This is a genomic window from Xanthobacteraceae bacterium (genome assembly GCA_019454205.1).
In the GTDB taxonomy this organism is placed as follows: domain Bacteria; phylum Pseudomonadota; class Alphaproteobacteria; order Rhizobiales; family Xanthobacteraceae.
Genome location: CP075369.1, coordinates 707,275 through 728,921 on the forward strand (window position 1 = coordinate 707,275; position 21,647 = coordinate 728,921).

The 21,647-nt window shown below is 61.2% G+C and carries 19 protein-coding genes and 1 pseudogene; 10 read left to right on the top strand and 10 right to left on the bottom strand.

All coding sequences use genetic code 11. The annotated features are described in order from the left end of the window. Window positions 1-5 precede the first annotated feature (5 nt). From KF794_03420 to KF794_03450, 7 genes and pseudogenes are all read left to right on the top strand, one after another. The gene (locus tag KF794_03420) at window positions 6-782 is read left to right on the top strand and encodes an FkbM family methyltransferase (GenBank protein QYK45758.1); all 777 of its coding nucleotides are present in this window, start codon (window positions 6-8) and stop codon (window positions 780-782) included. An 88-nt stretch (window positions 783-870) separates the two neighbouring features. Beyond that, window positions 871-1,575, top strand: a complete 705-nt coding sequence (gene pcaH, locus KF794_03425; GenBank protein QYK45759.1) for a protocatechuate 3,4-dioxygenase subunit beta — start codon at window positions 871-873, stop codon at window positions 1,573-1,575. After that, window positions 1,509-2,150 (top strand): protocatechuate 3,4-dioxygenase subunit alpha, encoded by a 642-nt coding sequence (pcaG, locus tag KF794_03430; GenBank protein QYK45760.1) that lies wholly within the window; start codon window positions 1,509-1,511, stop codon window positions 2,148-2,150. Before pcaH ends, pcaG begins: the two co-directional genes overlap by 67 nt. 300 nt (window positions 2,151-2,450) lie before the next feature. Continuing rightward, window positions 2,451-3,584 (top strand): TRAP transporter substrate-binding protein DctP, encoded by a 1,134-nt coding sequence (gene dctP, locus KF794_03435; protein ID QYK45761.1) that lies wholly within the window; start codon window positions 2,451-2,453, stop codon window positions 3,582-3,584. A gap of 386 nt (window positions 3,585-3,970) precedes the next feature. Beyond that, window positions 3,971-4,687, top strand: coding sequence for a TRAP transporter small permease subunit (locus tag KF794_03440; GenBank protein ID QYK46579.1), 717 nt, complete (start codon window positions 3,971-3,973; stop codon window positions 4,685-4,687). Between the two features lie 29 nt (window positions 4,688-4,716). Then, window positions 4,717-6,360: pseudogene (locus tag KF794_03445) on the top strand (TRAP transporter large permease subunit). 284 nt (window positions 6,361-6,644) lie between these two features. Further along, window positions 6,645-8,003 carry an amidase gene (locus KF794_03450; protein QYK45762.1) on the top strand — a complete coding sequence of 453 codons (1,359 nt, stop codon included), beginning with the start codon at window positions 6,645-6,647 and terminating at the stop codon, window positions 8,001-8,003. Here the strand turns inward: KF794_03450 and KF794_03455 are convergent, their stop codons facing one another. From KF794_03455 to scpA, 5 genes are all read right to left on the bottom strand, one after another. Continuing rightward, on the bottom strand, window positions 8,004-9,365 hold the full coding sequence (locus tag KF794_03455) for a TIGR03808 family TAT-translocated repetitive protein (GenBank protein ID QYK45763.1): 1,362 nt from the start codon (window positions 9,363-9,365) through the stop codon (window positions 8,004-8,006). A 75-nt stretch (window positions 9,366-9,440) separates the two neighbouring features. Beyond that, on the bottom strand, window positions 9,441-10,109 hold the full coding sequence (locus tag KF794_03460; protein QYK45764.1) for a pyroglutamyl-peptidase I: 669 nt from the start codon (window positions 10,107-10,109) through the stop codon (window positions 9,441-9,443). Continuing rightward, window positions 10,109-11,104: a methylmalonyl Co-A mutase-associated GTPase MeaB gene (gene meaB / locus KF794_03465; protein QYK45765.1), complete on the bottom strand. Its 996-nt coding sequence runs from the start codon at window positions 11,102-11,104 to the stop codon at window positions 10,109-10,111. The genes KF794_03460 and meaB overlap by 1 nt, the downstream gene beginning before the upstream one ends. Window positions 11,105-11,113: 9 nt before the next feature. Next, complete coding sequence (locus KF794_03470; GenBank protein ID QYK45766.1) at window positions 11,114-11,884, bottom strand: class I SAM-dependent methyltransferase; 771 nt, start codon at window positions 11,882-11,884, stop codon at window positions 11,114-11,116. Between the two features lie 4 nt (window positions 11,885-11,888). After that, window positions 11,889-14,048 (bottom strand): methylmalonyl-CoA mutase, encoded by a 2,160-nt coding sequence (gene scpA, locus KF794_03475; GenBank protein QYK45767.1) that lies wholly within the window; start codon window positions 14,046-14,048, stop codon window positions 11,889-11,891. 70 nt (window positions 14,049-14,118) lie between these two features. Here scpA and KF794_03480 point away from each other — a divergent pair, with 70 nt between their 5' ends. Next, on the top strand, window positions 14,119-15,009 hold the full coding sequence (locus tag KF794_03480) for a DUF817 domain-containing protein (protein QYK45768.1): 891 nt from the start codon (window positions 14,119-14,121) through the stop codon (window positions 15,007-15,009). Window position 15,010: 1 nt separating this feature from the next. Here the strand turns inward: KF794_03480 and KF794_03485 are convergent, their stop codons facing one another. The 5 genes from KF794_03485 to KF794_03505 all read right to left on the bottom strand — a co-directional run bounded on the left by KF794_03485 (window position 15,011) and on the right by KF794_03505 (window position 19,068). Continuing rightward, window positions 15,011-16,843: a methylmalonyl-CoA mutase small subunit gene (locus KF794_03485; protein QYK45769.1), complete on the bottom strand. Its 1,833-nt coding sequence runs from the start codon at window positions 16,841-16,843 to the stop codon at window positions 15,011-15,013. 74 nt (window positions 16,844-16,917) lie between these two features. Beyond that, entirely contained in the window at window positions 16,918-17,400 is a 483-nt protein-coding gene (folK, locus tag KF794_03490) for a 2-amino-4-hydroxy-6-hydroxymethyldihydropteridine diphosphokinase (protein ID QYK45770.1), read from the bottom strand. Then, window positions 17,393-17,761 (bottom strand): dihydroneopterin aldolase, encoded by a 369-nt coding sequence (gene folB, locus KF794_03495; protein ID QYK45771.1) that lies wholly within the window; start codon window positions 17,759-17,761, stop codon window positions 17,393-17,395. Before folB ends, folK begins: the two co-directional genes overlap by 8 nt. Continuing rightward, window positions 17,758-18,597, bottom strand: coding sequence for a dihydropteroate synthase (folP, locus tag KF794_03500; protein ID QYK45772.1), 840 nt, complete (start codon window positions 18,595-18,597; stop codon window positions 17,758-17,760). The genes folB and folP overlap by 4 nt, the downstream gene beginning before the upstream one ends. A 69-nt stretch (window positions 18,598-18,666) precedes the next feature. Continuing rightward, window positions 18,667-19,068, bottom strand: a complete 402-nt coding sequence (locus KF794_03505; GenBank protein ID QYK46580.1) for a DUF4332 domain-containing protein — start codon at window positions 19,066-19,068, stop codon at window positions 18,667-18,669. 401 nt (window positions 19,069-19,469) lie between these two features. Between KF794_03505 and KF794_03510 the strand changes: the two genes are divergently transcribed. Both KF794_03510 and KF794_03515 read left to right on the top strand, forming a co-directional pair. Then, window positions 19,470-21,041: a DUF853 domain-containing protein gene (locus KF794_03510; protein QYK45773.1), complete on the top strand. Its 1,572-nt coding sequence runs from the start codon at window positions 19,470-19,472 to the stop codon at window positions 21,039-21,041. A gap of 132 nt (window positions 21,042-21,173) precedes the next feature. Beyond that, window positions 21,174-21,641, top strand: a complete 468-nt coding sequence (locus KF794_03515) for a hypothetical protein (protein QYK45774.1) — start codon at window positions 21,174-21,176, stop codon at window positions 21,639-21,641. The last annotated feature ends 6 nt before the right edge of the window (window positions 21,642-21,647 follow it).

Genomic DNA, 21,647 nt, shown 5'->3' on the forward strand with positions numbered 1-21,647 from the left:
CTTCCATGTTCGAATGGCTGACAACGGGGCGGGCGATTCTTCGCTCGCTCCGTATCTATTACGGCGACCGTCCGCGCCATCATGCGATGGATGCGATCTACCGCCGCTTCCTGAAAGAAGGCGACATCGCCTACGACATCGGCTCCCATGTTGGCGACCGCGTCGCGTCTTTCCTGCGTGTCGGCGCGAAGGTCGTCGCCGCGGAGCCGCAGCCGCCGCTCGCGCGCGTGCTGCAATTTTTCTACGGGCGTAATCCGAGGGTGACGCTGGTGCGCGCCGCGGTCGGCGCGAAGGAAGGCACGCTCGAATTGAAACTCAATACCCGCAACCCGACCGTCGCCACTGCTTCCGACGATTTCATCAAGTCTGCGGACGGCGCGCCGGGCTGGGAAGGGCAGCGCTGGGACAGAATCATTTCCGTTCCGGTCACCACGCTCGACAAGCTGATCGAGGCGCACGGCAAGCCGGCCTTCGTGAAGATCGATGTCGAGGGTTTCGAGGACGAGGTGCTGGCCGGTCTGACGCAGCCGTTGCCCGCGCTGTCGTTGGAATTCACCACGATCCAGCGCGACGTCGCTTTGCGCGCGATCAAACGCCTCGCGGGCATGGCCACCTATTCTTTCAATGCCGCGCTGGGAGAGAGCCAGCAATTCGCACACGCGAACGCAATCTCGGCGGATGCGATGGCGGGATGGATCGAGGCATTACCGGCGGAGGCCAACTCCGGCGATATTTACGCTTGCCTTGATGCCGGAGCGCTCGCCAGCAATCCTTCAAGCTGATCCCGCAACGGGGACTGGCCGGAATCTTCCTCCCGAATATTGTACGCTTCAAAAAGCGGGTTCCGCGTTTGCAAGGCGGGGAGGAAACATGGCCGATGTGATTCCGTATCGTCGCGAGGACAAGAGCGCGCAGCCGCCCTCGTATTATCCGCCCTATGCCTCGACCGTGCTGCGCGCGCCGAAGCAGCCGTTGGTCATTCTTCCGCACACGCTCTCCGAAGTAACCGGGCCGGTCTATGGACACGGCAAAGTGTTGCCGGTGGATTCCGATCTCACCCGGCAACACGCGGGCGAACCGCTTGGCGAACGCATCATCGTTTCCGGTCGTGTACTGGACGAAAACGGCCGTGCGGTTCCGCACACCCTAGTGGAAATCTGGCAGGCGAATTCGACCGGACGTTATGTGCATCAAGGCGATCAGCACCCTGCGCCGCTGGACCCGAACTTCACCGGTGCGGGCCGCGCGGTGACGGACGCGGAAGGCCGTTACTCGTTCACGACGATCAAGCCCGGCGCTTATCCTTGGCGCAATCATCCGAATGCATGGCGTCCCGCGCACATCCATTTCTCGATGTTTGGCCCGAGCTTCATCAATCGGCTTGTGACGCAGATGTACTTTCCGGGCGACCCGTTGATTCCGTACGATCCGGTTTACAACGGCATTCCCGACGAGAAGGCGCGCGAGCGGATGGTGAGCCGTTTCGATCTGAACACCACCGTTCCGGAATGGGCGCTCGGTTTCCAGTTCGATATCGTGCTGCGCGGACGCAACGCGACACCGATGGAGCATTGAGTTTGAGCAAGACGAAGTTTGGCCAGACGCCGTCGCAGACCGTCGGACCATTTTTCCATTTCGGTTTGCCGTATGAAGGCGGCGAGAATCTTGTCGAAGGGAATGCGCTCGGCGAGCGCATCATTGTCGAAGGCCGCGTACTGGACGGCGATGGCATGCCGGTTCCCGATGCGATGATCGAAATCTGGCAGGCGAACGCTGCCGGAAAATACGATCATCCCGAAGACACGCAGGACAAGGCCGCCGATCCGGCATTTCATGGCTTCGGCCGCTGCGCGACCGACAAGAACGGCGTGTTCCGTTTTTACACGGTGAAGCCGGGAGCGGTGCCCGGACCCGGCAACTCGCTACAGGCTCCGCACCTCGTCACGATGGTGTTCGCGCGTGGGATGCTCAAACAACTTCTCACGCGGATTTATTTCGATGACGAAGCGCACAATGCGAACGATCCAGTACTTGGATTGGTTCCAGAGCAGCGGCGCACGACATTGATTGCGCGTAAAACTAATTCTTCGGTTTATTCGCTCGACATCGTGCTGCAAGGCGAACGCGAGACCGTATTCTTCGATTATTAGTCTTGCCGCGGAGGGGGCTGCATCAGCGCCAATTCGTCGCGATTTTTTGCAAAGTGCGCTGCAACTGCGTTCATTCTCGCAGTCAGTTGTCATTTTCAGCGACGCCAGTTGAAATTTTTTCAACCGCTCTCAGTCGGCACCGGGGTCATGTTGCGACGCAAGATAACAATACGCTTGCGCTGTATCCCGACATTTTTGCAAAATCAATATGCGCGCCCTTGGCGTGCTTAATTCAGCGCGGCGAAGAACCGCGTCTCGGCTTTCCGTGACGGAAAGTCGATCTCAGGGAGGATTAACTCGATGCCGACCAAAAAAGGTTCGGGCGCGCCTGTAGCTGGCCGCCGGAAATTTCTGAAAACCGCCGGTCTGACCGGTGTCGCTGCGGCTGCGACGATCGCGATGCCGCAAATTTCGCGCGCGCAGACCCAGACCTGGAAATATCAGTCGACCTGGCCGACCAAGGACATCTTCCACGAGTTTGCTGTCGATTACGCAAACGTCGTGAACAACCTTTCGGGTGGCCGTCTGAAGCTCGACGTTCTCGCAGCGGGCGCTGTCGTTCCCGCCTTCCAACTCGCGGACGCGGTGCATTCGGGCGTTCTCGAAGCCGGCCACGGCGTTTGCGCCTACTGGTACGGCAAGCACAAGGCTTACTCGCTGTTCGGCACGCCGCCGTCTTTCGGCTGGGACGCGAACGGCTTCCTTGCCTGGTTCTACAACGGCGGTGGTGAAGCGCTCTACAAGGAGCTGGTCAACGACACGCTCAAGCTGAACCTCACCGGCTATCTCTATTTCCCGATGCCGACCCAGCCGCTTGGCTGGTTCAAGAAGGAAATGAAGACCGGCGACGACTTCAAGGGCATGAAATACCGCACCGTTGGTCTCTCGGCCGACGTGTTCAAGGAAATGGGCGCGGCTGTGACCATTCTTCCGGGCGGCGAAATCGTCCCGGCGATGGACCGTGGCCTGCTCGACTCCGCTGAGTTCAACAACCCGTCGTCCGACATCCTGCTCGGTTTCCCGGATGTTGCGAAGTACTTCATGCTCGGCAGCCATCACCAGCAGATGGAAGCCTTCGAAGTCATCTTCAACAAGCAGAAGGTTGAGGCGTTGCCGAAGGAACTGCAGCAGGTGCTGCGTTACGCGGCGCACGCTTCGTCTTCGGAGCAGATCTACAAGGCCTATGATCGCTACTCGACCGACCTCGAAGCCATCAAGAAGCGTGGTGTGAACGTCGTGAAGACGCCGCCTGCGGTTCTGAACGCGCAGCTCGATGCGTGGACGAAGGTGATCGCGGAGCAGTCGAAGGAGCCGTTCTTCGCGAAGGTAATCGCGTCTCAGCGCGCATGGGTCAAGAAGATCTATCCGTACCTGAGCACGAACAACCTCGACTCCGTCGCGCTCGACGCCGGCTTCAAAAAGCTCGCAGGCTAATCCCGATATGATGAATGGAACCCGCGCGGACAATCTCCGCGCGGGTTTCTCTATGGGTGCGCGTGGCGTAAACGCTGCATAATAAAACCGCTCACGCACCATTCGCGTAAACTGCTATGACGCCCGCACTCGTAAAGTTACGGGTGCGTGGAGGGAGGACGGCCATGAAAAATCTTACGCTTATTCTCGGCGTGGTTGGTGGTGCGCTGGGTTTATGGGCAGGCGTCAGGTTCTATGGCCCCGATTACAGCGCTGCATTTTCTTCGTTCAAGGCGTTCTTCCACGTTACCGGCACGCTTGTTCCCGTTCTGGCGATCATCGGCGGTTTGATCTCGTCGAGAAGGCCTTCGATTGGCGCAGTGCTGATGATCGGCGCCGCGCTCGCGATGCTGCCGATTTTCGGTCTGAAGTGGATCGTCGTGCTCGCGGTTACCTTCTGCGCGGCAGGCGGTGTTGCCGCCACCTTGCAGACCGACTCGCAGCACGAAGTCGGGCTTCGCGTCGTCGACGCGATCAGCACGTTTGTCGGCAAGACGGTGGGTTGGGCGATTCTGCTGCTCACCTTCATCACGTCCTATGAAGTTTTCATGCGCTATGTGCTCGGCGCACCGACCGAATGGGCGTTCGATGCGAGCTACATTCTCTATGGCGCGCTGTTCATGCTGGCAGGCGCCTACACGCTTTCGCGCAACAGCCATGTGCGCGGCGACTTCATTTATCGCGCGTGGCCGGTGCGCCGTCAGGCGGGCATGGACCTCGCGCTTTATGTGCTCTTCTTCTTCCCCGGCATTCTCGCGCTCATTTACTCGGGCTATTCCTTCGCCGAGCTTGCCTGGATCATGAAGGAGCGTTCGTCGGCCAGTCCGAACGGGCCGCCGGTCTATCACTTCAAGACGTTGATCCCGATTACCGGGGTGCTGATGCTCATGCAGGGTATCGTCGAATTCATGCGCTGCATTATCGCGGTCCGTGACGGCAAGTGGCCACAGCGCCTGCACGACGTGCAGGAACTCGACCAGCAAATGCTCCAGAAGGCGGAGCAGGGCGAGTACCAGACCATTAAAGACCTCGAAGAACTCGGCCAGCGTAAGGGAGCCGTTTGATGTTTTCTCTTTCTTCCCTCCTGGCTTCGATGGGCATCGGCAACGCCGAACTCGGCGTAATCATGCTCGTCCTGTTCGTTGCGTTCATCATGTTGGGCTTCCCGATCGCCTTTACCTTGATGGCGCTTGGCGTGTTCTTCGGTTACTACGCGATGGGCGATCTCGTTTTCTCCCTCGTCGTGCAACGCACCTATTCGGTGATGACCAACGACGTGCTGATCTCGATCCCGTTGTTCGTCTTCATGGGCTACGTGATCGAGCGGGCGAACGTGCTCGATCGTCTGTTCCGCTCGCTACAACTTGCGGCAGGGCCCGTGCCTGCGTCGCTGGCCTTGGCGACGCTTGCGACCTGCGCAATCTTCGCGACCGCGACCGGCATCGTCGGCGCGGTGGTGACGCTGATGGGCCTACTGGCGTTCCCGGCTATGCTGCGCGCGGGTTACGACGTGAAGATTTCGGCCGCCGTAGTTTGCGCGGGCGGCTGTCTCGGCATTCTGATTCCGCCGAGCGTCATGCTCATTCTTTACGGCGCGACGGCGGGTGTTTCAGTCGTGAAGTTGTATGCCGGTGCGTTTTTCCCCGGCATTATGTTGGCAGGTCTCTATATGCTGTTGACGATCGTGCTCGCGTTACTCAATCCGAAACTCGCGCCAAAATTGAAAGAGAACCCTTCGGACATCGACAAAGAGCTTTCGCCTGCCACAGTGAAATTTTTCCGGTCGCCGTTTCCGTCGTTGATTTATGCAGCGTTCGTGGCCGCGTTGATCTGGTTTCACGATCTGGGTGCCGTCTGGATCACGGGTTTCATCAATTTCGGTATCGCGAATGCATATATCGCGTGGCGTTGGCCTGGCGTCTATTTCACGCTCATCAGTTCGTTTCTTCCTCTCTTCGCCCTGATCGCCTCCGCGCTCGGTACCATCGTGCTCGGTATCGCTACGCCATCGGAAGCGGCGGCGATGGGTTCGCTCGGCGCCCTCATCCTCGCACTGCTCTACGGCGCGAATTACGACGTCGCATGGAAGCGATGGCTGGTCTCGATTTATGGCATCGTCGTCGGTGCTTTGCTGATCGGGCTATTCCTCTTCATTCCGTTCCGTACCTTCGCCATCAGCTTCCTGCTGCTCACTGTGCTCGTCGTGCTGCCGTTGATCCCGTACAACCGTTTCGGTTTCTCGGCTGTAAGCGACTCGGTCTACCTGACCGCCCGCACCACCGCGATGGTGTGCTGGCTCTTCATCGGCTCGTTCATTTTCTCGGCGGTCTTCGCCTATCTCGGCGGTCACGGCCCGATTGAGAAATTCGTGCTCTGGATGAACCTGAACCAGACCGGCTTCATGGTGCTCGCGCAGGTGATCATCTTCGTGCTGGGCTGGCCGCTGGAGTGGACGGAAATCATCGTCATCTTCATGCCGATCTTCCTTCCGCTTCTGAAGACGTTCGATATAGATCCGCTGTTTTTCGGACTGCTGGTCGCGTTGAATATCCAGACGTCGTTCCTGTCGCCGCCGGTCGCTATGGCGCCGTTCTATCTCAAGGGCGTCGCGCCGAGCTGGGTCAACATCAACGACATCTTCCGCGGCGTGCTGCCTTACATGCTGGTCGTCATCGTCTCGATGGTGATGCTCTACGCCTTCCCGCAAATCGGTCTCGGCCTGCCGAACTATCTTTATCCGGGCGGCAAGACCACGGTGGAAGGCTTCGCGGCGGGTCTGAACCCGGTCTACCTGTTCGTTTCGGGCTTGGTCGTCTTCGTGGTAATCGCCGGCTCTTTCTGGGCGGCATTGCCCGCAGGCGGAAAAATGCATCGCTACGTAGGCACCGAAATGGAGCCTTACGTGGCGCTGTTTTTCACCTCCGGAATTGCGCTGGCTTTCACGCTGATTTTATCCGGCGCACTCAATCTCTGGCTCTAAACGTGGTATGGTTCCCGGCATAACAGCCGGGAACCAACCCTTTGAGCGAACATCTCTTTGAACTGACTGCGGTGGAAGCGGCGGATAAGATCGCCGCCGGAGATATTTCCGCAGAGCAATACACCGCAGCCTGCATCGAACGCTACGATGCGGCCGAACCGAAGGTGCAGGCTTTCGCGCATTTCGACCGTGAACATGCGTTGAACCAGGCGCGCGCGCTCGACGAATACCGGGCGAACGGCAATGCGCTGGGTCCGCTCCACGGTGTCCCGGTCGGCATCAAGGATTGCATCGACACTTCCGATTATCCGACCGAGAACGGCTCCGCGCTGTTCGCGAACCGCCGCCCGTATCGCGACGCGACCGTGGTCGCGAAGCTTCGCGCGGCTGGAGCGGTCATTTTCGGCAAGACCGTCACCACCGAATTCGCCTTCTATCATCCCGGCAAGACCCGTAATCCGCACGATTTCGAACGCACGCCCGGCGGTTCGTCTTCCGGCTCCGCGGCCGCGGTTGCGGCCGGAATGCTTCCGCTCGCGCTCGGCACGCAGACCAACGGCTCGGTCATTCGGCCGGCCGCTTATTGCGGCGTGTTCGGCATGAAGCCGAGCCACGGCCTGATTTCGCGCGCCGGTATCCTGAGCCATTCGCGCGCACTCGATCACGTCGGCGGCTTCGCGCGTTCGCTGGGCGACCTCGCGCTTCTGCTCGATGTCATCGCGGGGCACGACGAAGCTGACCCCGATACCAAGCCTTATGCCTTGCCGAATTTCACCGCCGGCGCGGCAGAGACGCCGCCCGTGACGCCGCGGATTGCTTACGTTCGCACGCCCGCGTGGGATCGCGCCGATGCGACCACGGCACAGGCTTTCGAGCAACTGGTCGAGTCCCTCGGCGAAACCGTGCAGCGCGTGGAGCTGCATGCGCCGGTTTACGGCCCGGCGTGGGACGACCTGCGCGCGATTATGTCGGTCGACATGGCGCATCATCATTCGAAGATCGTGCGGCGGGGCGGCGAAACCGCGAGCAAGACGTTGCGCGATTTTCTGGCCGAAGGCCGCCGGGTTTCGGCGGTGCGTTATCTCGAAGCGCTGTCGCAGTCGCGGCAATACACAGCCGGGCTTTCGGACTTCTTCGAATACTACGACGCGGTTCTCACGCCTTCAGCCGCCGGTGTCGCGCCGAAAGGGCTGGAGAATACCGGCGATCCCGCGTTCTGCTCGCTCTGGACCCTGACAGGTTTGCCCGCGATCTCGTTGCCGCTTCTCGAAGGCGAGGGCGGCCTGCCGCTGGGCGTGCAGCTCGTGGGTCCGGCGGGCCGCGATGGCCGCTTGCTGCGTACGGCCAAGTGGTTGCTGGCGCGGCTCAGCGAAGATCAGGAAGCCGAAATCGCGTCCTGATTACTGGACGCGGTTGCCGTTCAGGGTGAGTTGCGCGTAGCGCGACGGGTTTTCGCGCTGCAAGTCTTCCGATACGCGCAGCAGGCCGTCCATGCCGACGATCGCGCCATGCGACGTGCCGCTGATCATGTTGTCGGCGATCAGCGCAGCGCCAGCGCCCTTCGATACCTGCACCGCGATTCCGATGCGCGAATTACGAACGAGGTTGCCGGTGACCGCGACATCGCGCAGCCATTCCTTCCAGCCGAGCCAGATGCCCGCGACCGGCGCTTTCTCGACCACGTTGCCGGAAACGACGGTATCGGCTTCCACGGCGATGCCGATGCCGCGCGCCTCCTGATCGACGAACGGCTTGCCGCGCACCACGAGGTTGCGGATCAGGTTTCCCTGACACACCGCGAGCCGCCCGCCTTCCTTGAAGTTCGTGATCGAAACGCCGAGTGCCGCGCCGTCTACGACGTTGTTGGCGATCACCGAGCCTTCGAAATCGAACTCCGAATAGATCGCGACTTCGCCGAGCGAACTCACCGTATTGCCGCGCACCTGCATGTTGGACGCGGCGTTGCCGCGCACGGCGCTGAAGGTGCAGTTACGGATCCGGTTGTCGCTGACAATGACGTTGCCTGCGCGGAACAGGCTGATGCCGTTGCCGTTCTGGCCGCTGCCGCCGTCGCGCGCATAGATGTCCTCGATGCGGTTGCCGCTGACAATGGTGCCGTCGTCGCCCTTTTCCGAGCGCCAGATCATGATGCCGTTATTGCCTGCGCTGCGGATGACGTTGTTGCGGATCACGAGGCCGGTGGCGTCCAGCGAGAAGATCGCGGCCTTGGTAGGCCCGGTGAAGGTGCTGTTGCTGATCTCGCCGGAAACATTCTCCAGCACCAGCGCGGTGCCGCTGACACCGATCATGGCGCAATCGCGCATGGTGAAGTCGCGGGCCTGCCGGATGGTGATTAGTCCGCGCCGCTCCGGCAGCGGCTTCGACGCGCCGTCGAATACGAGGCCGGTGAGGGTGATCTGGTCGGCGCGCGAACTTGCGAATAGCGATGCGCCGTAACCGAGCACGATTCTGGAAGCGCCTGGCACGCCCACGAGGTGCGCGCCCGCCGGGAGCATCAGGTCGCCCGCGCGATAAACGCCGGGCGGGAATACGAGCGGAATACGCGCACCCGCCGCGGCGTTGATGGCGTCCTGCAAGGCGCGCGACTGGTCGTGCGAAGCATTGGCCGCGACCCCCAGCTTGGTGACGTCCGCACCGAGACCGCCGAGTGCCTGCGGCGAGGCGCTAGCCTGCGAGTTCAGCGGAGCGAAGGTGCCCGCTGCGGTCAGTCCGGCCAGTACCATGCGGCGGTCGAAATCCATGCCCGTCCCCAATCAGGAAATGAGCAAGGTGCATTTCAAGAAGCGGGCCGCTTTCCCCGTGCCGAATTGATACGGTTAACGGCGGCGGGCGGCGGAAATACTGGCGGCGAGGATTGCGGCGGCCGCGCGTACCAGTGCTGAGAAGAGCGGCAAGAGAGCCGGTAGACGCCGTAACCGCCTTCGCGGCCTTCGCGGCGGCCGGTTCGCGCGCGGCATCGGGATATGAATGAATACGACCAGCGGAGGCTTTTCTTGCGCGCGGGTTTCGTGGAGCGCGCGGTAGAACGAAGCATTGCAGAGATAGCTGCCTGCATCGCGCGAAAGCCGTGCGCGAACGCCTGCGGATTTGGCCGCCTGCAAAAGCCGACGCGCAGGTGCGCGCAACGGCAGCGTCCGCGAACCTTTCTCCATCAAGGCGCGTTTGGCTGGAACGAACCTCGCATTATCGGGAGCGAGAACCGAGACTGCATTGCGTGCGGTCGTCTCGATGCACACTTCGCGGCGGCGTCCGGCAACCCCGAACAGGACAACGGCATCGGGTCCTGATTTCAGAAGCGTTAGAAGCTCCTTTTCGGCGGCTTCGTAGGCAGTCGGAAAAATCGCGCCGGAGAGGCGAATACCGGAGTTGCGGAAGCGCTGCATGCGCAAGAGTTGCCGCACGATTTCGGCGGAGGGATTTTTCGCCACACCCGGAAATGGCCCGAAGCCCGCGATTGCGATGCGCAACGGGCGGACTGCGGACATCAGTCGAGGCCGATCAGCTTCGCCAGTTCGTCGGCGGCGAGTTGCGGCGGTAATTTTCCTTCTGCGACTGCCTTTTCGAGCGCCGGGATGCGCGCGCGTACCCTCGCATTCGAACGGATGCGCTCCTGGAAATGTTCTTCCACCAGCGTCCACATCCACTTGATTTCCTGCGTGCGGCGCTTATCCGCGAGCCGCCCGGTTTTCTGCTGGCGCTCGCGGTGAGCGAGCACGCTCTCCCACAATGCGCCGATGCCGTTGCCGGTCAGCGCAGAATAGGTGAGCACCGGCGCGGCTTCGTTCTGGTCCGATGAGAAAATATGGATCGCAGCCTTGAGCGCGCTGGCCGCCGCGCGCGCGCGGGGAAGGTTGTCGCCGTCCGCCTTGTTGACGGCGATGATGTCCGCGACTTCCAGAATGCCTTTCTTGATGCCCTGCAATTCGTCGCCCGCGCCCGGCAGCATCAGCACCAGAAACACATCGGTCATGCTTGCGACCGCGACTTCCGACTGGCCGATTCCGACCGTCTCGACGAGTATGACGTCGTAACCTGCCGCCTCGCATAGAAGCATCGACTCGCGCGTGCGCGCGGCGACGCCGCCGAGCGTTCCCGCCGATGGCGAAGGCCGGATGAAAGCGCTTTCGTCGGCGGAGAGATGCTGCATTCGCGTCTTGTCGCCGAGGATGGAGCCGCCGCTTTTCGTTGAGGAAGGATCGACTGCGAGCACTGCGACGCGATGACCGGCCGCCGTCAAATGCGAGCCGAGCGTGTCGATCGAAGTCGATTTGCCGACGCCGGGTACGCCGGAAATGCCGATGCGAATCGCCTTGCCCGTTTCGGGGAGCAGTTCGCGCAGAAGCTCCTGCGCTTTCGCGCGATGCTCGGTTTTCTTCGATTCGACCAGCGTGATCGCACGCGCCAGCGCCGCCCGGTCATGCGCCTGTAGCTTGCGGGCAAGTTCGGCAATGTCTGGGGAGATGCGCGGAGCCTTCGGCATAGCCGCTGTTTACAGCAGATCGTCGAAATTGGGGAGTTTCGGGTCGGGTGAAAGCACCAGAGCCTTCTTCTCGTAGCGGAAGTCCGCGCCCAGCGGCCATACATTGTCCGGGAAAGCCTTCAGGAGCTGCCCGATATAGAAATCGAACATAGGCTCGCGGCAGATCATGTATTTCGTCTGCGCGGCGATGTCTTCGCGGTCGATAATGCAGAACACACGCAACGACGGCTCGCGCTTGAGAAATTCATGCACGATGACCGGAAGCGTCGGATAACCCGCGTGCAGCATGTCGTCGAGGCAAATCACGCCGCGCTCGTCGAGGGTTTGCGTTGCAAGCGACATATCATTTGCGAGATGCTCTGGCGTATGTTCGCCGTCGACATGAAAGAATAGTACTTTCTTGCCGGTCGCGAGCGCCAGAATCTCTTTCGCGCTCAATTTCAGGCTATCGGCGGCAACGATGATCGAGCGGCCGGGAACGCCGTATTTCGCGATGTTGTCTTCCAGCGCGGTCTTTACCTTCGGGCTGGGCCAATGAAACGTATCGAAACCGATCGCCCGCTCATCGCCGGTCAGTGCATGCGAAAGCGCGATGAAATAGCGGCCCGCGAAAGCACCTATCTCGACGAAGTGTCCGGCAATTCCTTGCTCGGATTGAATGCGCATCGTGGCTGCGCCGACCGCCGCCGCGAAACGCGAGGACATGCCTGGTACGGAGAAGTAGTGCTGCCCGATGTAGGCGTCGGCCGCGGCAATTCCGGATTTAAAGGGTGCCAGCAAAGAATTATTCCGCTGCCGCCCGATCGTGGCCGAGTTTCAACGAGAGCGAGCGCAGCAGGTCTTCCGCCGCTTCCGCGATCACGGTGCCCGGCGGGAAGATCGCTTCCGCGCCTGCTGCCTTCACTTCCGCGTAGTCCTGCGGAGGAATGACGCCACCGACGACGATCATGATGTCCTCGCGGCCTTCCTTCTTCAGCGCAGCTTTCAGTTCGGGAACCAGCGTGAGGTGTCCGGCCGCGAGCGAAGAAATGCCGACGACATGCACGTCGTTCTCGACTGCCTGCCGTGCGGCTTCCGCGGGTGTTGCGAACAGCGGACCGATGTCCACGTCGAAGCCGAGGTCGGCGAAGGCGGAAGCGATCACCTTCTGGCCGCGGTCGTGGCCGTCCTGTCCGACCTTCGCCACCAGGATACGCGGGCGGCGGCCTTCGTCGGCCTCGAACTTCTCAACCAGTTTCTGTACGCGGACGACTGCGTCGGACATATTCCCGACCTCCCGCTTGTAAACGCCTGTAATCGCACGGATTTCCGCACGATGCCGGCCCCAGACCTTTTCCAGCGCCATCGAGATTTCGCCGACGGTCGCTTTCGCGCGCGCGGCATCGACACCGAGCGCGAGCAGGTTGCCCGTGCCACTCGAAGCCGCATTGGTAAGCGCTTCGAGTTTCTGCGCCAGCACCTTCTCGTCGCGTTCCGCGCGAAGCCGCTCCAACTTCTCGATCTGGCGCTTGCGCACCGCCGAGTTATCGACTTTCAGCACTTCAATTTCGGCTTCGCTTTCCGGCTTGTACTTGTTGACGCCGATCACGGCCTGCATGCCCGCGTCGATGCGCGCCTGTGTCTTCGCGGCGGCTTCCTCGATGCGCAACTTCGGAATCCCGGCTTCGATGGCTTTCGCCATGCCGCCGAGGTTCTCGACCTCCTGAATGTGGTCCCACGCCTTCTTTGCGAGTTCGTAGGTGAGTTTCTCGACGTAATAGGAGCCGCCCCACGGATCGGCGATGCGCGTGGTGCCGCTTTCCTGCTGGAGAAAGAGCTGCGTGTTGCGCGCGATGCGTGCGGAGAAATCGGTCGGCAGCGCCAACGCTTCGTCAAGCGCATTGGTGTGCAGCGATTGCGTATGGCCCTGTGTCGCCGCCATTGCTTCGACGGAAGTGCGCACCACGTTGTTGAAGACGTCCTGTGCGGTCAGCGACCAGCCGGAAGTTTGGCAATGCGTGCGCAGCGAGAGCGAGCGTGTGTCCTTCGGGTTGAACGGCTTGATCAGCTTCGCCCAGAGCAGGCGAGCCGCGCGCATCTTCGCGATCTCCATGAAGAAGTTCATGCCGATCGCCCAGAAGAAAGAGAGGCGAGGCGCGAACTTGTCGATGTCGAGACCCGCGGCAATGCCCGCGCGAACATATTCCACGCCATCCGCGAGCGTGTAGGCAAGTTCGAGATCTTGCGTCGCGCCCGCTTCCTGCATGTGATAGCCGGAAATTGAGATCGAGTTGAACTTCGGCATGTTCTGCGACGTGTAGCCGAAGATGTCCGAGATGATCCGCATCGAGGGCGCGGGCGGATAGATGTAGGTATTGCGGACCATGAACTCCTTCAGGATGTCGTTCTGGATGGTCCCTGAAAGTTTCGAGGCGGGTACGCCCTGTTCTTCGCCCGCAACGATGAAAAGCGAGAGAACGGGAAGCACCGCGCCGTTCATGGTCATCGACACGCTCATCTGCTCGAGCGGGATGCCCGCGAACAGGGTGCGCATGTCGAGAATGGAGTCGATCGCGACACCCGCCATGCCGACGTCGCCGGTGACGCGCGGATGATCGGAGTCATAGCCGCGATGCGTCGCCAGATCGAACGCAATGGAGAGACCCTTCTGTCCGGCCGCGAGATTGCGCCGGTAGAAGGCGTTGGAATCTTCCGCCGTCGAGAAACCGGCATACTGGCGGATCGTCCACGGCTGCGTGACGTACATGGTCGGGTAGGGGCCGCGCAGGTACGGCGCGATGCCCGGCCACGTGTTCAGGAAGTCGATGCCGGCGAGATCGCGTTCGTCGTAGGCGGACTTTACCGGGATGCCTTCCGGCGTCAGCCACGGCTCTGCTGCGCCAGCCTGCGCACTCAGCGCGCTCTCGCGAAATTGAACCTTGGAGAAGTCCGGCAGCTTGCTCATGGCCTTATTTATACCCCGTCGCGCAGGATAATCACGCACCGCAATAATCTCTTATATTCCAGTCGTTTACGTGCACAAGCCGCAACCTGACAATGCAAGACCGAGCGCCGCGGCGGCCTGGGCGCCGCTCGCGCGTTTCATCGGCGCGGAAGCCGCCATCGGCCGCTGGGCCGAAAGCGGCGGGCGTTTACGTGCGTGGACCTACGAGTTCGTGCGCTTCGGCATTAAGCAGGCATGGGCTTGCCTGTTCGGCGGCTTGATGGTCGCGCTGATCATCGCGACGACGCTGTGGTATCCCCGTGGTGCCACGCTCGCACGCTACGATTTCCTGTTTCTTGCGGCGCTTGCCATCCAGATCGGCATGCTCGTTTTCAAGCTGGAGACATGGAACGAAGCGAAGGTGATCTTCATTTTCCATGTCGTCGGCACGATCATGGAAGTATTCAAGACCGGCGTGGGTTCGTGGATTTATCCGGAGGCCGGTTTTTTCAAGATTGGCGGCGTGCCGCTCTTCTCCGGGTTCATGTATGCGAGCATTGGCAGCTATATCGCGCGCGTCTGGCACCTTTTCGATTTCAGGTTCACGCGCCACCCGCCGCTATGGACTGTGTATTTGCTCGCCGGTGCGATCTACCTGAACTTCTACGCGCATCATTACATCTATGATTTTCGCTATTTCCTGTTCGCGTTCGCGTTCCTGTTGTTTGGACGGACGATGATCTACTACAAGGTCTGGCATGCGCATCGTCCAATGCCGCTGCTATTGGCCGCGTTTCTGGTCGCGTTATTCGTGTGGGTCGCGGAGAATGTCGGCACGATCACGAAGACCTGGCTTTACCCGCATCAGCTCACTGGCTGGCAGGCGGTGTCGTTCGCGAAATTCGGTTCGTGGTTCCTGCTCTTGTTCCTGAGCTATGCGCTGGTGGCGTTCGTGAACCAGCCGAGGAATGGCGTGCGCTGAGTTAAATGGCGCTTTGTGCCGTCTTGAGTGCCGCAATCACGTCGCAGCCCGCGAATGCGAAGCCGGTGATCCCGGCACTCTTATAGGCAGCTTCTTTTTCGCCGCCGCGTCCGGCGAGCCAGATGGCAGCCGCGCCGGCTTGCTTCAATGCCAGTGCCGTGGCTTCCGCCTGCGTTCCGTAGATTTCGTCCGACGAACAGATGCAGGCAATCTTCGCGCCGGATGCTGCGAAGGCCTTCACAGCTTCCTCCGCTGAAGAAAGATTCTCGCTCGGCACGGCCGCGATGCCGCCTGCCTCGAAGAAATTGCGCGCGAAGGTCGTGCGCGCGGTGAAGTCAACCGGCTTGCCGAGATTGGCAAGGAAAACCTTCGGCGCAGGGTTCATCTTTTCCGCCGCGTCGCGAAGGGCCTCGAACCCTTCCGAAAGCCGCATCCGCGGCATCGCCTCCGCAACCTGCGGGAAGGGCAGTTCGGCAAATTGCGGGTTCGTGTCCGCCACGCCTTCCTTGCCTTCCGCGATATTCGGAAACTCGGACGTGCCAGTCAGCGGGTCTTTGCGCCGGGCGATGTTGGCGAGGCGCGAGGCGCGCGTCTCTGTAACCTTCTTCTGGAGCAGACCCTTCTCAAGTGCAGCGGCGATGCCACCCGCAGCTTCGATTTCCTGAAACAATTTCCATGCGCTCTGGCACAATTCTTCCGTCAGCGTCTCGATGGAGCCGCTTCCCGCCGCAGGATCCCCCGCACGATGAAGGTTGGACTCTTCGAGCAGGATCAGTTGCGTGTTGCGCGCGATGCGCCGCGCGAACTCGCCGGGCAGGCCGAGCGCCGCGGTATGCGGCAGCACGGAAATCGAGTTCGCGCCGCCGAATCCGGCAGCCGCGACCGCCATCGTCGCGCGCAGCATATTCACGTTCGGATCGCGTCTGGTCAGCATCCGCCACGCCGTCTCGGTGGAAATGAAAATCGGCTTCGGCACCAGCGAGGATGCTTCCTCGATGCGCGCCCAGAGTTTTCGTAGCGCGCGAAGTTTCGCAATCGTGAGAAACTGGTCGGCGTCGGCGGCCAGTCGGAAGAAAAGTGCGTTCCGTGCATCGTCGAGCGAAAGTCCTGCCGCTTCGAGTGCGCGCATGTATTCGACGCCGCAAGCCAGCACGAACGCGAGTTCCTGCGCTTCCGAGCCGCCGCTCGCATGCACGATGCGCCCGTCGGCGGCGGCGAAACCGCCCTTGAAACCCTGCTTTGCAAGAGCGGCGATCTGCGCAGCGAACTGCGGCGCGATTTCCTTCCATGGCGCCCGGCTGCAGCCATGCAAGGCGATGGCGCCGAGCGGATCGAGGCCAAAGCGGAAATTGCATTTCGCCGGTTCCGCGCTGCGTTCTTTCGCGATTTCCGCAAGCCATAGCGGCACGTCTTGCGAGAGCGGACCGATGTCTAGTTCGATCTCTGCTGCGTCCAGCCAGAAATTCTCAAGCGCTTGCGATAGTGCTTCTTTGGTGGCGGGCAGGGCGAAGCCGTAGTCGCCGATTGCACCGGGGAAAACGAGCTTTATTCCCGTCGCGCCGTTTTCGAGGTCGTGCAGCGCCTGTTTGTTCGCCTGCTTCGCGTCGCGGAGTTCGATCCGTTGCACGACGGCCCAAGGCTCTCCGTCGATGCGGCCGGGCACGCGCGCGGTTCCCTTCGCGCGTTCGTAAAGCGGCTGGATCGCGATGCCGTCATAGGTTTTCGAAACCAGACGCTTGTCGAAATCGGCGCCCTTCAGGACGCCATCGACGAGCTTGCGCCATTCTTCGCGGGAGGCGGCAGGGAATTCGGATGCGAGCGGAAGTTCGGACATGGAGACACGCAAGGAATATATGTACCGGACGACCATGCCACGCGCGCTTTCGCACGCCAAACGGCAGATCGCCGCTACTCGGCGTAAGGGCGCACGGTACCGGGGTCGATTGCTGCGAGGGCTGTCGCCACGCGTTTGCCGCTGATTTCGAGATCGGGAGCGATTTCCGCAAGCGGCACCAGCACGAAGGCCCGCTCCAGAATGCGCGGGTGGGGCAGGGTCAGCTCCGGCGTGTCGAGGGCCGCGCCCTCATAATAAAGAATGTCGAGATCCATCGTGCGCGGGCCGTAGCGGACTTCCTGTTCGCGGTTACGGCCGAGCGCGGCCTCGATCCAGCGCAGGCGTGTCAGCAGCATGCCGGGCGCAAGCGAGGTTTGGATACGCACAGCCTGATTGAGATAATCGTCCTGCGCCACCGGACCCCACGGCGCGGTTTCATAGACCGAAGATGCAGCCGTGATGGTTCCGCATTGCTTCGCAATCGCATTGCGCGCTTCTTCCAGCAATGCGGCTCGATCGCCGAGATTGGAGCCTAGCCCGATATAGGCATCAGGCATCGCGCTTGCGCTCCACCGTGGTCGCGACGTAATCGAACTCGGCGTCGATCGGCGCTTCCGGTTTCTTCACCGTGACCCGCACGTTCTTCACTGCCGGAAAGTGGGCGAGGATTCCAGCCGCGACATGCGCCGCTGCCGCCTCGATCAGGTAGAAGTTCTTTCCGCGAAAAACCGAACTCGCGACGGCGACGACCTCGCCGTAATCCACCGTATCCGCGAGCCGGTCGTGTTTGACGGCTTCGCCAACATCGGTCTCCAGCGTGATGTCGAGAATGAAGCGCTGGCCGAGCCGCGTTTCCTCCGCGCCGACGCCGTGGCGTGCAAACAGCACGAGGCCCGCGATGTCGATGATGCCTTTCATGTCTGCCGGTCCGTCGCTTCGAGTACTTTGAGCGCCTGCACATGCGCGCTCACATCGTGCACGCGCACTACGGAGACTCCGGCCTGCGCCGCGAGCACGGTGGTGACAATGCTTCCGCCGATGCGCTCGCTCGGTTCGCTCGGCGATACCTTGCCGATGAAGGATTTCCGCGATGCGCCGAGCAGCACCGGATAGCCGGATTTGTTAAGCCGCTTCAGATCGCCGACGATGGCGAGGTTTTGTTCAAGCGTTTTGCCGAAACCGATACCCGGATCGAGCATGATCGTATCTGCTGCAGCTCCTGCAGTCGTTACTTTCGCAACGGCTTCTTCGAAAAAACCATCCATCTCCGCGAAAATATCGAGCGTGCCGTCGGTGCTTTCGCGGTTGTGCATGATGATGACGCCAGCCTCCGCGCGAGCAACCGCTTCCGCCATGCCGGGATCACGCGAAAGGCCCCATACATCGTTCACGATATGCGCGCCTGCGGCGAGCGCTTGTGTGGCGATGGCCGCTTTCGATGTGTCGATGGAGATCGTCGCTTCTGTTTTGGCGGCCAGCATCTCGATCACGGGCAGCACGCGCTCCAGTTCGGTCCGGGAGTCGACGGGCTGATGCCCTGGCCGGGTGGATTCGCCGCCCACGTCGATGATGTCGGCGCCTTCCGCGATCATCTTGATAGCAGCGGAGACCGCGTCATCGGCGTTGCGATAGGAGCCGCCATCGGAAAACGAGTCGGGCGTGACGTTTAGAATACCCATCACCAGTGGACGGCGGCGCAATTCGAGCTTGCGGCCGCGCGCGCGGAACGTCCGGTTAGGGGATTTTGTCAGCATCCGGCGAATAGACCCCCCGTACCCCGAAAACGCAAGCAAGAGGCGGGTGGTGACGCGTGCGCAGTGGCCTCAATAGGAGATTTGAAGGGGAAGGGTCTTCGCCCGTTCGATCCAGCGCTGGATCGTCTTCTCGCTAGGCAACAGGCGGACGAGCTTTTTGCCTTTGGTCGCCGCGGTTTCGTTCGCAACAACCATCTTCTGCGCGAGCTGCGAGGGCTTGCGCAGACGCAATTCGCGAACCGTGTCCACGCCCGCTGCAAACAGCAGTTCGGTGTAGTCGTCGCCGATGCCTTTGATGCGCATGAGGTCGGCCTTGTTGGCCAGACGGAGGATTTCGGAGGCGGAAATCTCCATCAGATCGGCGAGGGCCTTGCGTCCCCTCGGTGTTTTTGCCTTTTCGAGATAGCGCGTGGTCGTCCTGATCCGGAAGGCACGCAGCTTCTGCGCGCGGATCGCATCAATCCCGGCCATTTCACGGATGGGATAGGATGACGGGCGCTTGCTCTTCACGGCAATTTACTCCGGCGCGCGATGAGAAGGTCACCGCAGCGGGGCAGGCAGGTTGCAATCAGGCGGAATTTTCGGACGGGCAACGCAAGGCAAATAATTTTTGCGCTGCAAGGAAGAGGTCGCTCGACAGGTACCGGCGGGTAAAAGAACGACTCGCCATCCCGATCATGTCAGCCCCACTTCCTTCTCTTTACGACCGGACTTTCCAATTTTTTCGTCGGGCATCCGGTGCGCCCTGTCAAAAGATTTTTTTCCGGAAATCATGTTGACTGTTACTTTGTTTGGTAGTTGGCGGGCGGTTGGAACGGGACGGCAGGCGCACTATATCTTCGCAGTGCGCGCACGCAGCAGGGAGCGACGACATGGCGAATGCAGATACCGGTGACAAGATTTTCGTCGGCCTGGCGGCCAAGCCGCAATACCTGACGCTCGGTCTGGCGAACCGCCACGGCCTCGTCACCGGCGCAACCGGCACCGGCAAGACCGTAACCTTACAGGCGCTGGCGGAAGGTTTCTCGCGCGCGGGCGTTCCGGTGTTCGCTGCCGACATCAAGGGCGATCTTTCCGGTGTGTCGCAGCCCGGCGAAGGTAAGGACTGGGTGCTCAAGCGCGCGAAGGAAATCGATCTCAAGTACGAACCCGACGATTTCCCCGTCATTTTCTGGGACTTGTTCGGCGAGCAGGGCCATCCGATCCGCGCGACCGTCAGCGAGATGGGACCGTTGCTGCTTTCGCGCATGATGAATCTGAACGACACGCAGGAAGGCGTGCTCAATATCTGCTTCCGCGTCGCCGACGAGAACGGACTGCCGATCCTCGACCTGAAGGATCTGCGCGCGATGCTGACCTTCATTGCAGACAATGCGTCCGAACTGACCAAAACCTACGGCAACGTCAGTTCAGCCACCATCGGCACCATCCAGCGCGCGCTCCTCGTGCTCGAAAACCAGAACGGCGATAAGTTCTTCGGCGAACCGGCGCTTAAGATCGACGATCTGATGCGCACTAAGGGCGGCAAGGGCGTCATTAGCCTACTCGCGGCCGACAAGCTGATGAACAATCCGCGCCTTTACGCAATCTTCCTGCTCTGGCTGCTCTCCGAATTGTTCGAGGAATTGCCGGAAGTCGGCGACCCCGAAAAGCCGAAGCTGGTCTTCTTCTTCGACGAAGCACATCTCCTGTTCGACGAGGCGCCGAAAGTCCTGCTCGACAAGATCGAGCAGGTGGTCCGGCTCATTCGTTCCAAGGGCGTCGGCGTTTATTTCGTGACGCAGAACCCAGCCGACGTCCCCGAAACCGTGCTGGCGCAGCTTGGCAACCGCGTGCAACACGCGCTTCGCGCTTATACGCCGAAAGAGCAAAAAGCGGTGAAAGTCGCGGCACAGAGTTTCCGCCCGAACCCGAAGCTGAATACCGAGCGGGTCATCACTGAACTCGGCAAGGGCGAGGCGCTGACATCGTTCCTCGAAGGCAACGGCGTGCCGGCGATGGTGGACCGCACGCTGATCCGCCCGCCCGCCGGTAATGTCGGTCCGGTCACGGATGCGCAGCGCAAGGCGATCATCAACAAAAGCCCGGTCAAGGGCGACTACGACGAAGCGATCGATCGCGAGTCCGCCTACGAGATGCTCCAGAAGAAGACCGACCTCAAAACCCGGAACAACACGCAGTCCGGAGAGGAGGGCGGAGAATCTTCCGGCGGCATCATGGGCGGCATCGGCGACATGATCGGCGGCATCTTCGGTACCAACCGCAAGCGGGGAGAAAAGCTCTCTACCGGACAGAAGGTTGCGCGCGAGGTGACCCGTTCCGTCACGAACCGCATCGGCGGTGCGGTGGCCGGAGAGTTCGGGAAGAAGATCGCGGGTTCGATGGGCAACACCGTCGGCCGCGCAATCTTACGCGGCGTGCTGGGGGGAATACTTCGCCGCTAAAATTTCCGGCGAATCTGCCTCCGGTTGTGCATCCACTGGTTGCAAACATGAGACGGATTGATAACATTGGCCTTGGGCGGCCTCGGCCGCGCGGGATTTTGTCCGCGCGAACATTGGCCGGGGGTATGGCCGATGCGTTCTTTAATGGCGGCCCGGCTTGTGTTGCTGGATAGCGATGCCGCGCGCCGGGATAATTTGTGCAAGGAGCTTGATGCTCTGATCCCCGGCGTCGCCGGGATTTCCGCGGTCTCCGAAGCCGCGCGTTTCGTTTCGGGCCAGCCCGATCTCTACATCATCGATCACGGCAGCCTCGCTGCAAATGACGATGTCGCCGTGTTGCCTAATCCCTTCGCTGGCACTGGCGCAGCCACTATCTTGCTGCTTGCAGGTGCATCTACCGCGCAACGCCGTGAAGCGGCACGCGCTGGCTATACGGCGGTACTCGGGAAGCCGGTTTCGACCAGACTTCTCTATCGCCGCGTCGCGCATGTGTTGCAGATCGCGCGGCGTGTAAAACGCCGGGCTGAACAGGAGCAGAAGAAAGCGGCCAAGCCCGCATTGGAACTGGTGCCGCCCTCGGTCGCAGCATCGCAAGGTTGAGCGGCG

Excerpts from the sequence above, each read along its gene's own strand:
- pcaG (QYK45760.1), top strand. The coding sequence starts at position 1,509 with ATGGGCGCTCGGTTTCCAGTTCGATATCGTGCTGCGCGGACGCAACGC.
- dctP (QYK45761.1), top strand. The coding sequence starts at position 2,451 with ATGCCGACCAAAAAAGGTTCGGGCGCGCCTGTAGCTGGCCGCCGGAAA.
- KF794_03505 (QYK46580.1), bottom strand. The coding sequence starts at position 19,068 with ATGGCCGGGATTGATGCGATCCGCGCGCAGAAGCTGCGTGCCTTCCGG.
- KF794_03440 (QYK46579.1), top strand. The coding sequence starts at position 3,971 with ATGCTGCCGATTTTCGGTCTGAAGTGGATCGTCGTGCTCGCGGTTACC.
- meaB (QYK45765.1), bottom strand. The coding sequence starts at position 11,104 with ATGCCGAAGGCTCCGCGCATCTCCCCAGACATTGCCGAACTTGCCCGC.
- folB (QYK45771.1), bottom strand. The coding sequence starts at position 17,761 with ATGAAAGGCATCATCGACATCGCGGGCCTCGTGCTGTTTGCACGCCAC.
- KF794_03460 (QYK45764.1), bottom strand. The coding sequence starts at position 10,109 with ATGTCCGCAGTCCGCCCGTTGCGCATCGCAATCGCGGGCTTCGGGCCA.
- folP (QYK45772.1), bottom strand. The coding sequence starts at position 18,597 with ATGCTGACAAAATCCCCTAACCGGACGTTCCGCGCGCGCGGCCGCAAG.
- KF794_03515 (QYK45774.1), top strand. The coding sequence starts at position 21,174 with ATGCGTTCTTTAATGGCGGCCCGGCTTGTGTTGCTGGATAGCGATGCC.
- KF794_03455 (QYK45763.1), bottom strand. The coding sequence starts at position 9,365 with ATGGATTTCGACCGCCGCATGGTACTGGCCGGACTGACCGCAGCGGGC.
- KF794_03485 (QYK45769.1), bottom strand. The coding sequence starts at position 16,843 with ATGTCCGAACTTCCGCTCGCATCCGAATTCCCTGCCGCCTCCCGCGAA.
- KF794_03420 (QYK45758.1), top strand. The coding sequence starts at position 6 with ATGTTCGAATGGCTGACAACGGGGCGGGCGATTCTTCGCTCGCTCCGT.
- scpA (QYK45767.1), bottom strand. The coding sequence starts at position 14,048 with ATGAGCAAGCTGCCGGACTTCTCCAAGGTTCAATTTCGCGAGAGCGCG.
- folK (QYK45770.1), bottom strand. The coding sequence starts at position 17,400 with ATGCCTGATGCCTATATCGGGCTAGGCTCCAATCTCGGCGATCGAGCC.
- pcaH (QYK45759.1), top strand. The coding sequence starts at position 871 with ATGGCCGATGTGATTCCGTATCGTCGCGAGGACAAGAGCGCGCAGCCG.
- KF794_03510 (QYK45773.1), top strand. The coding sequence starts at position 19,470 with ATGGCGAATGCAGATACCGGTGACAAGATTTTCGTCGGCCTGGCGGCC.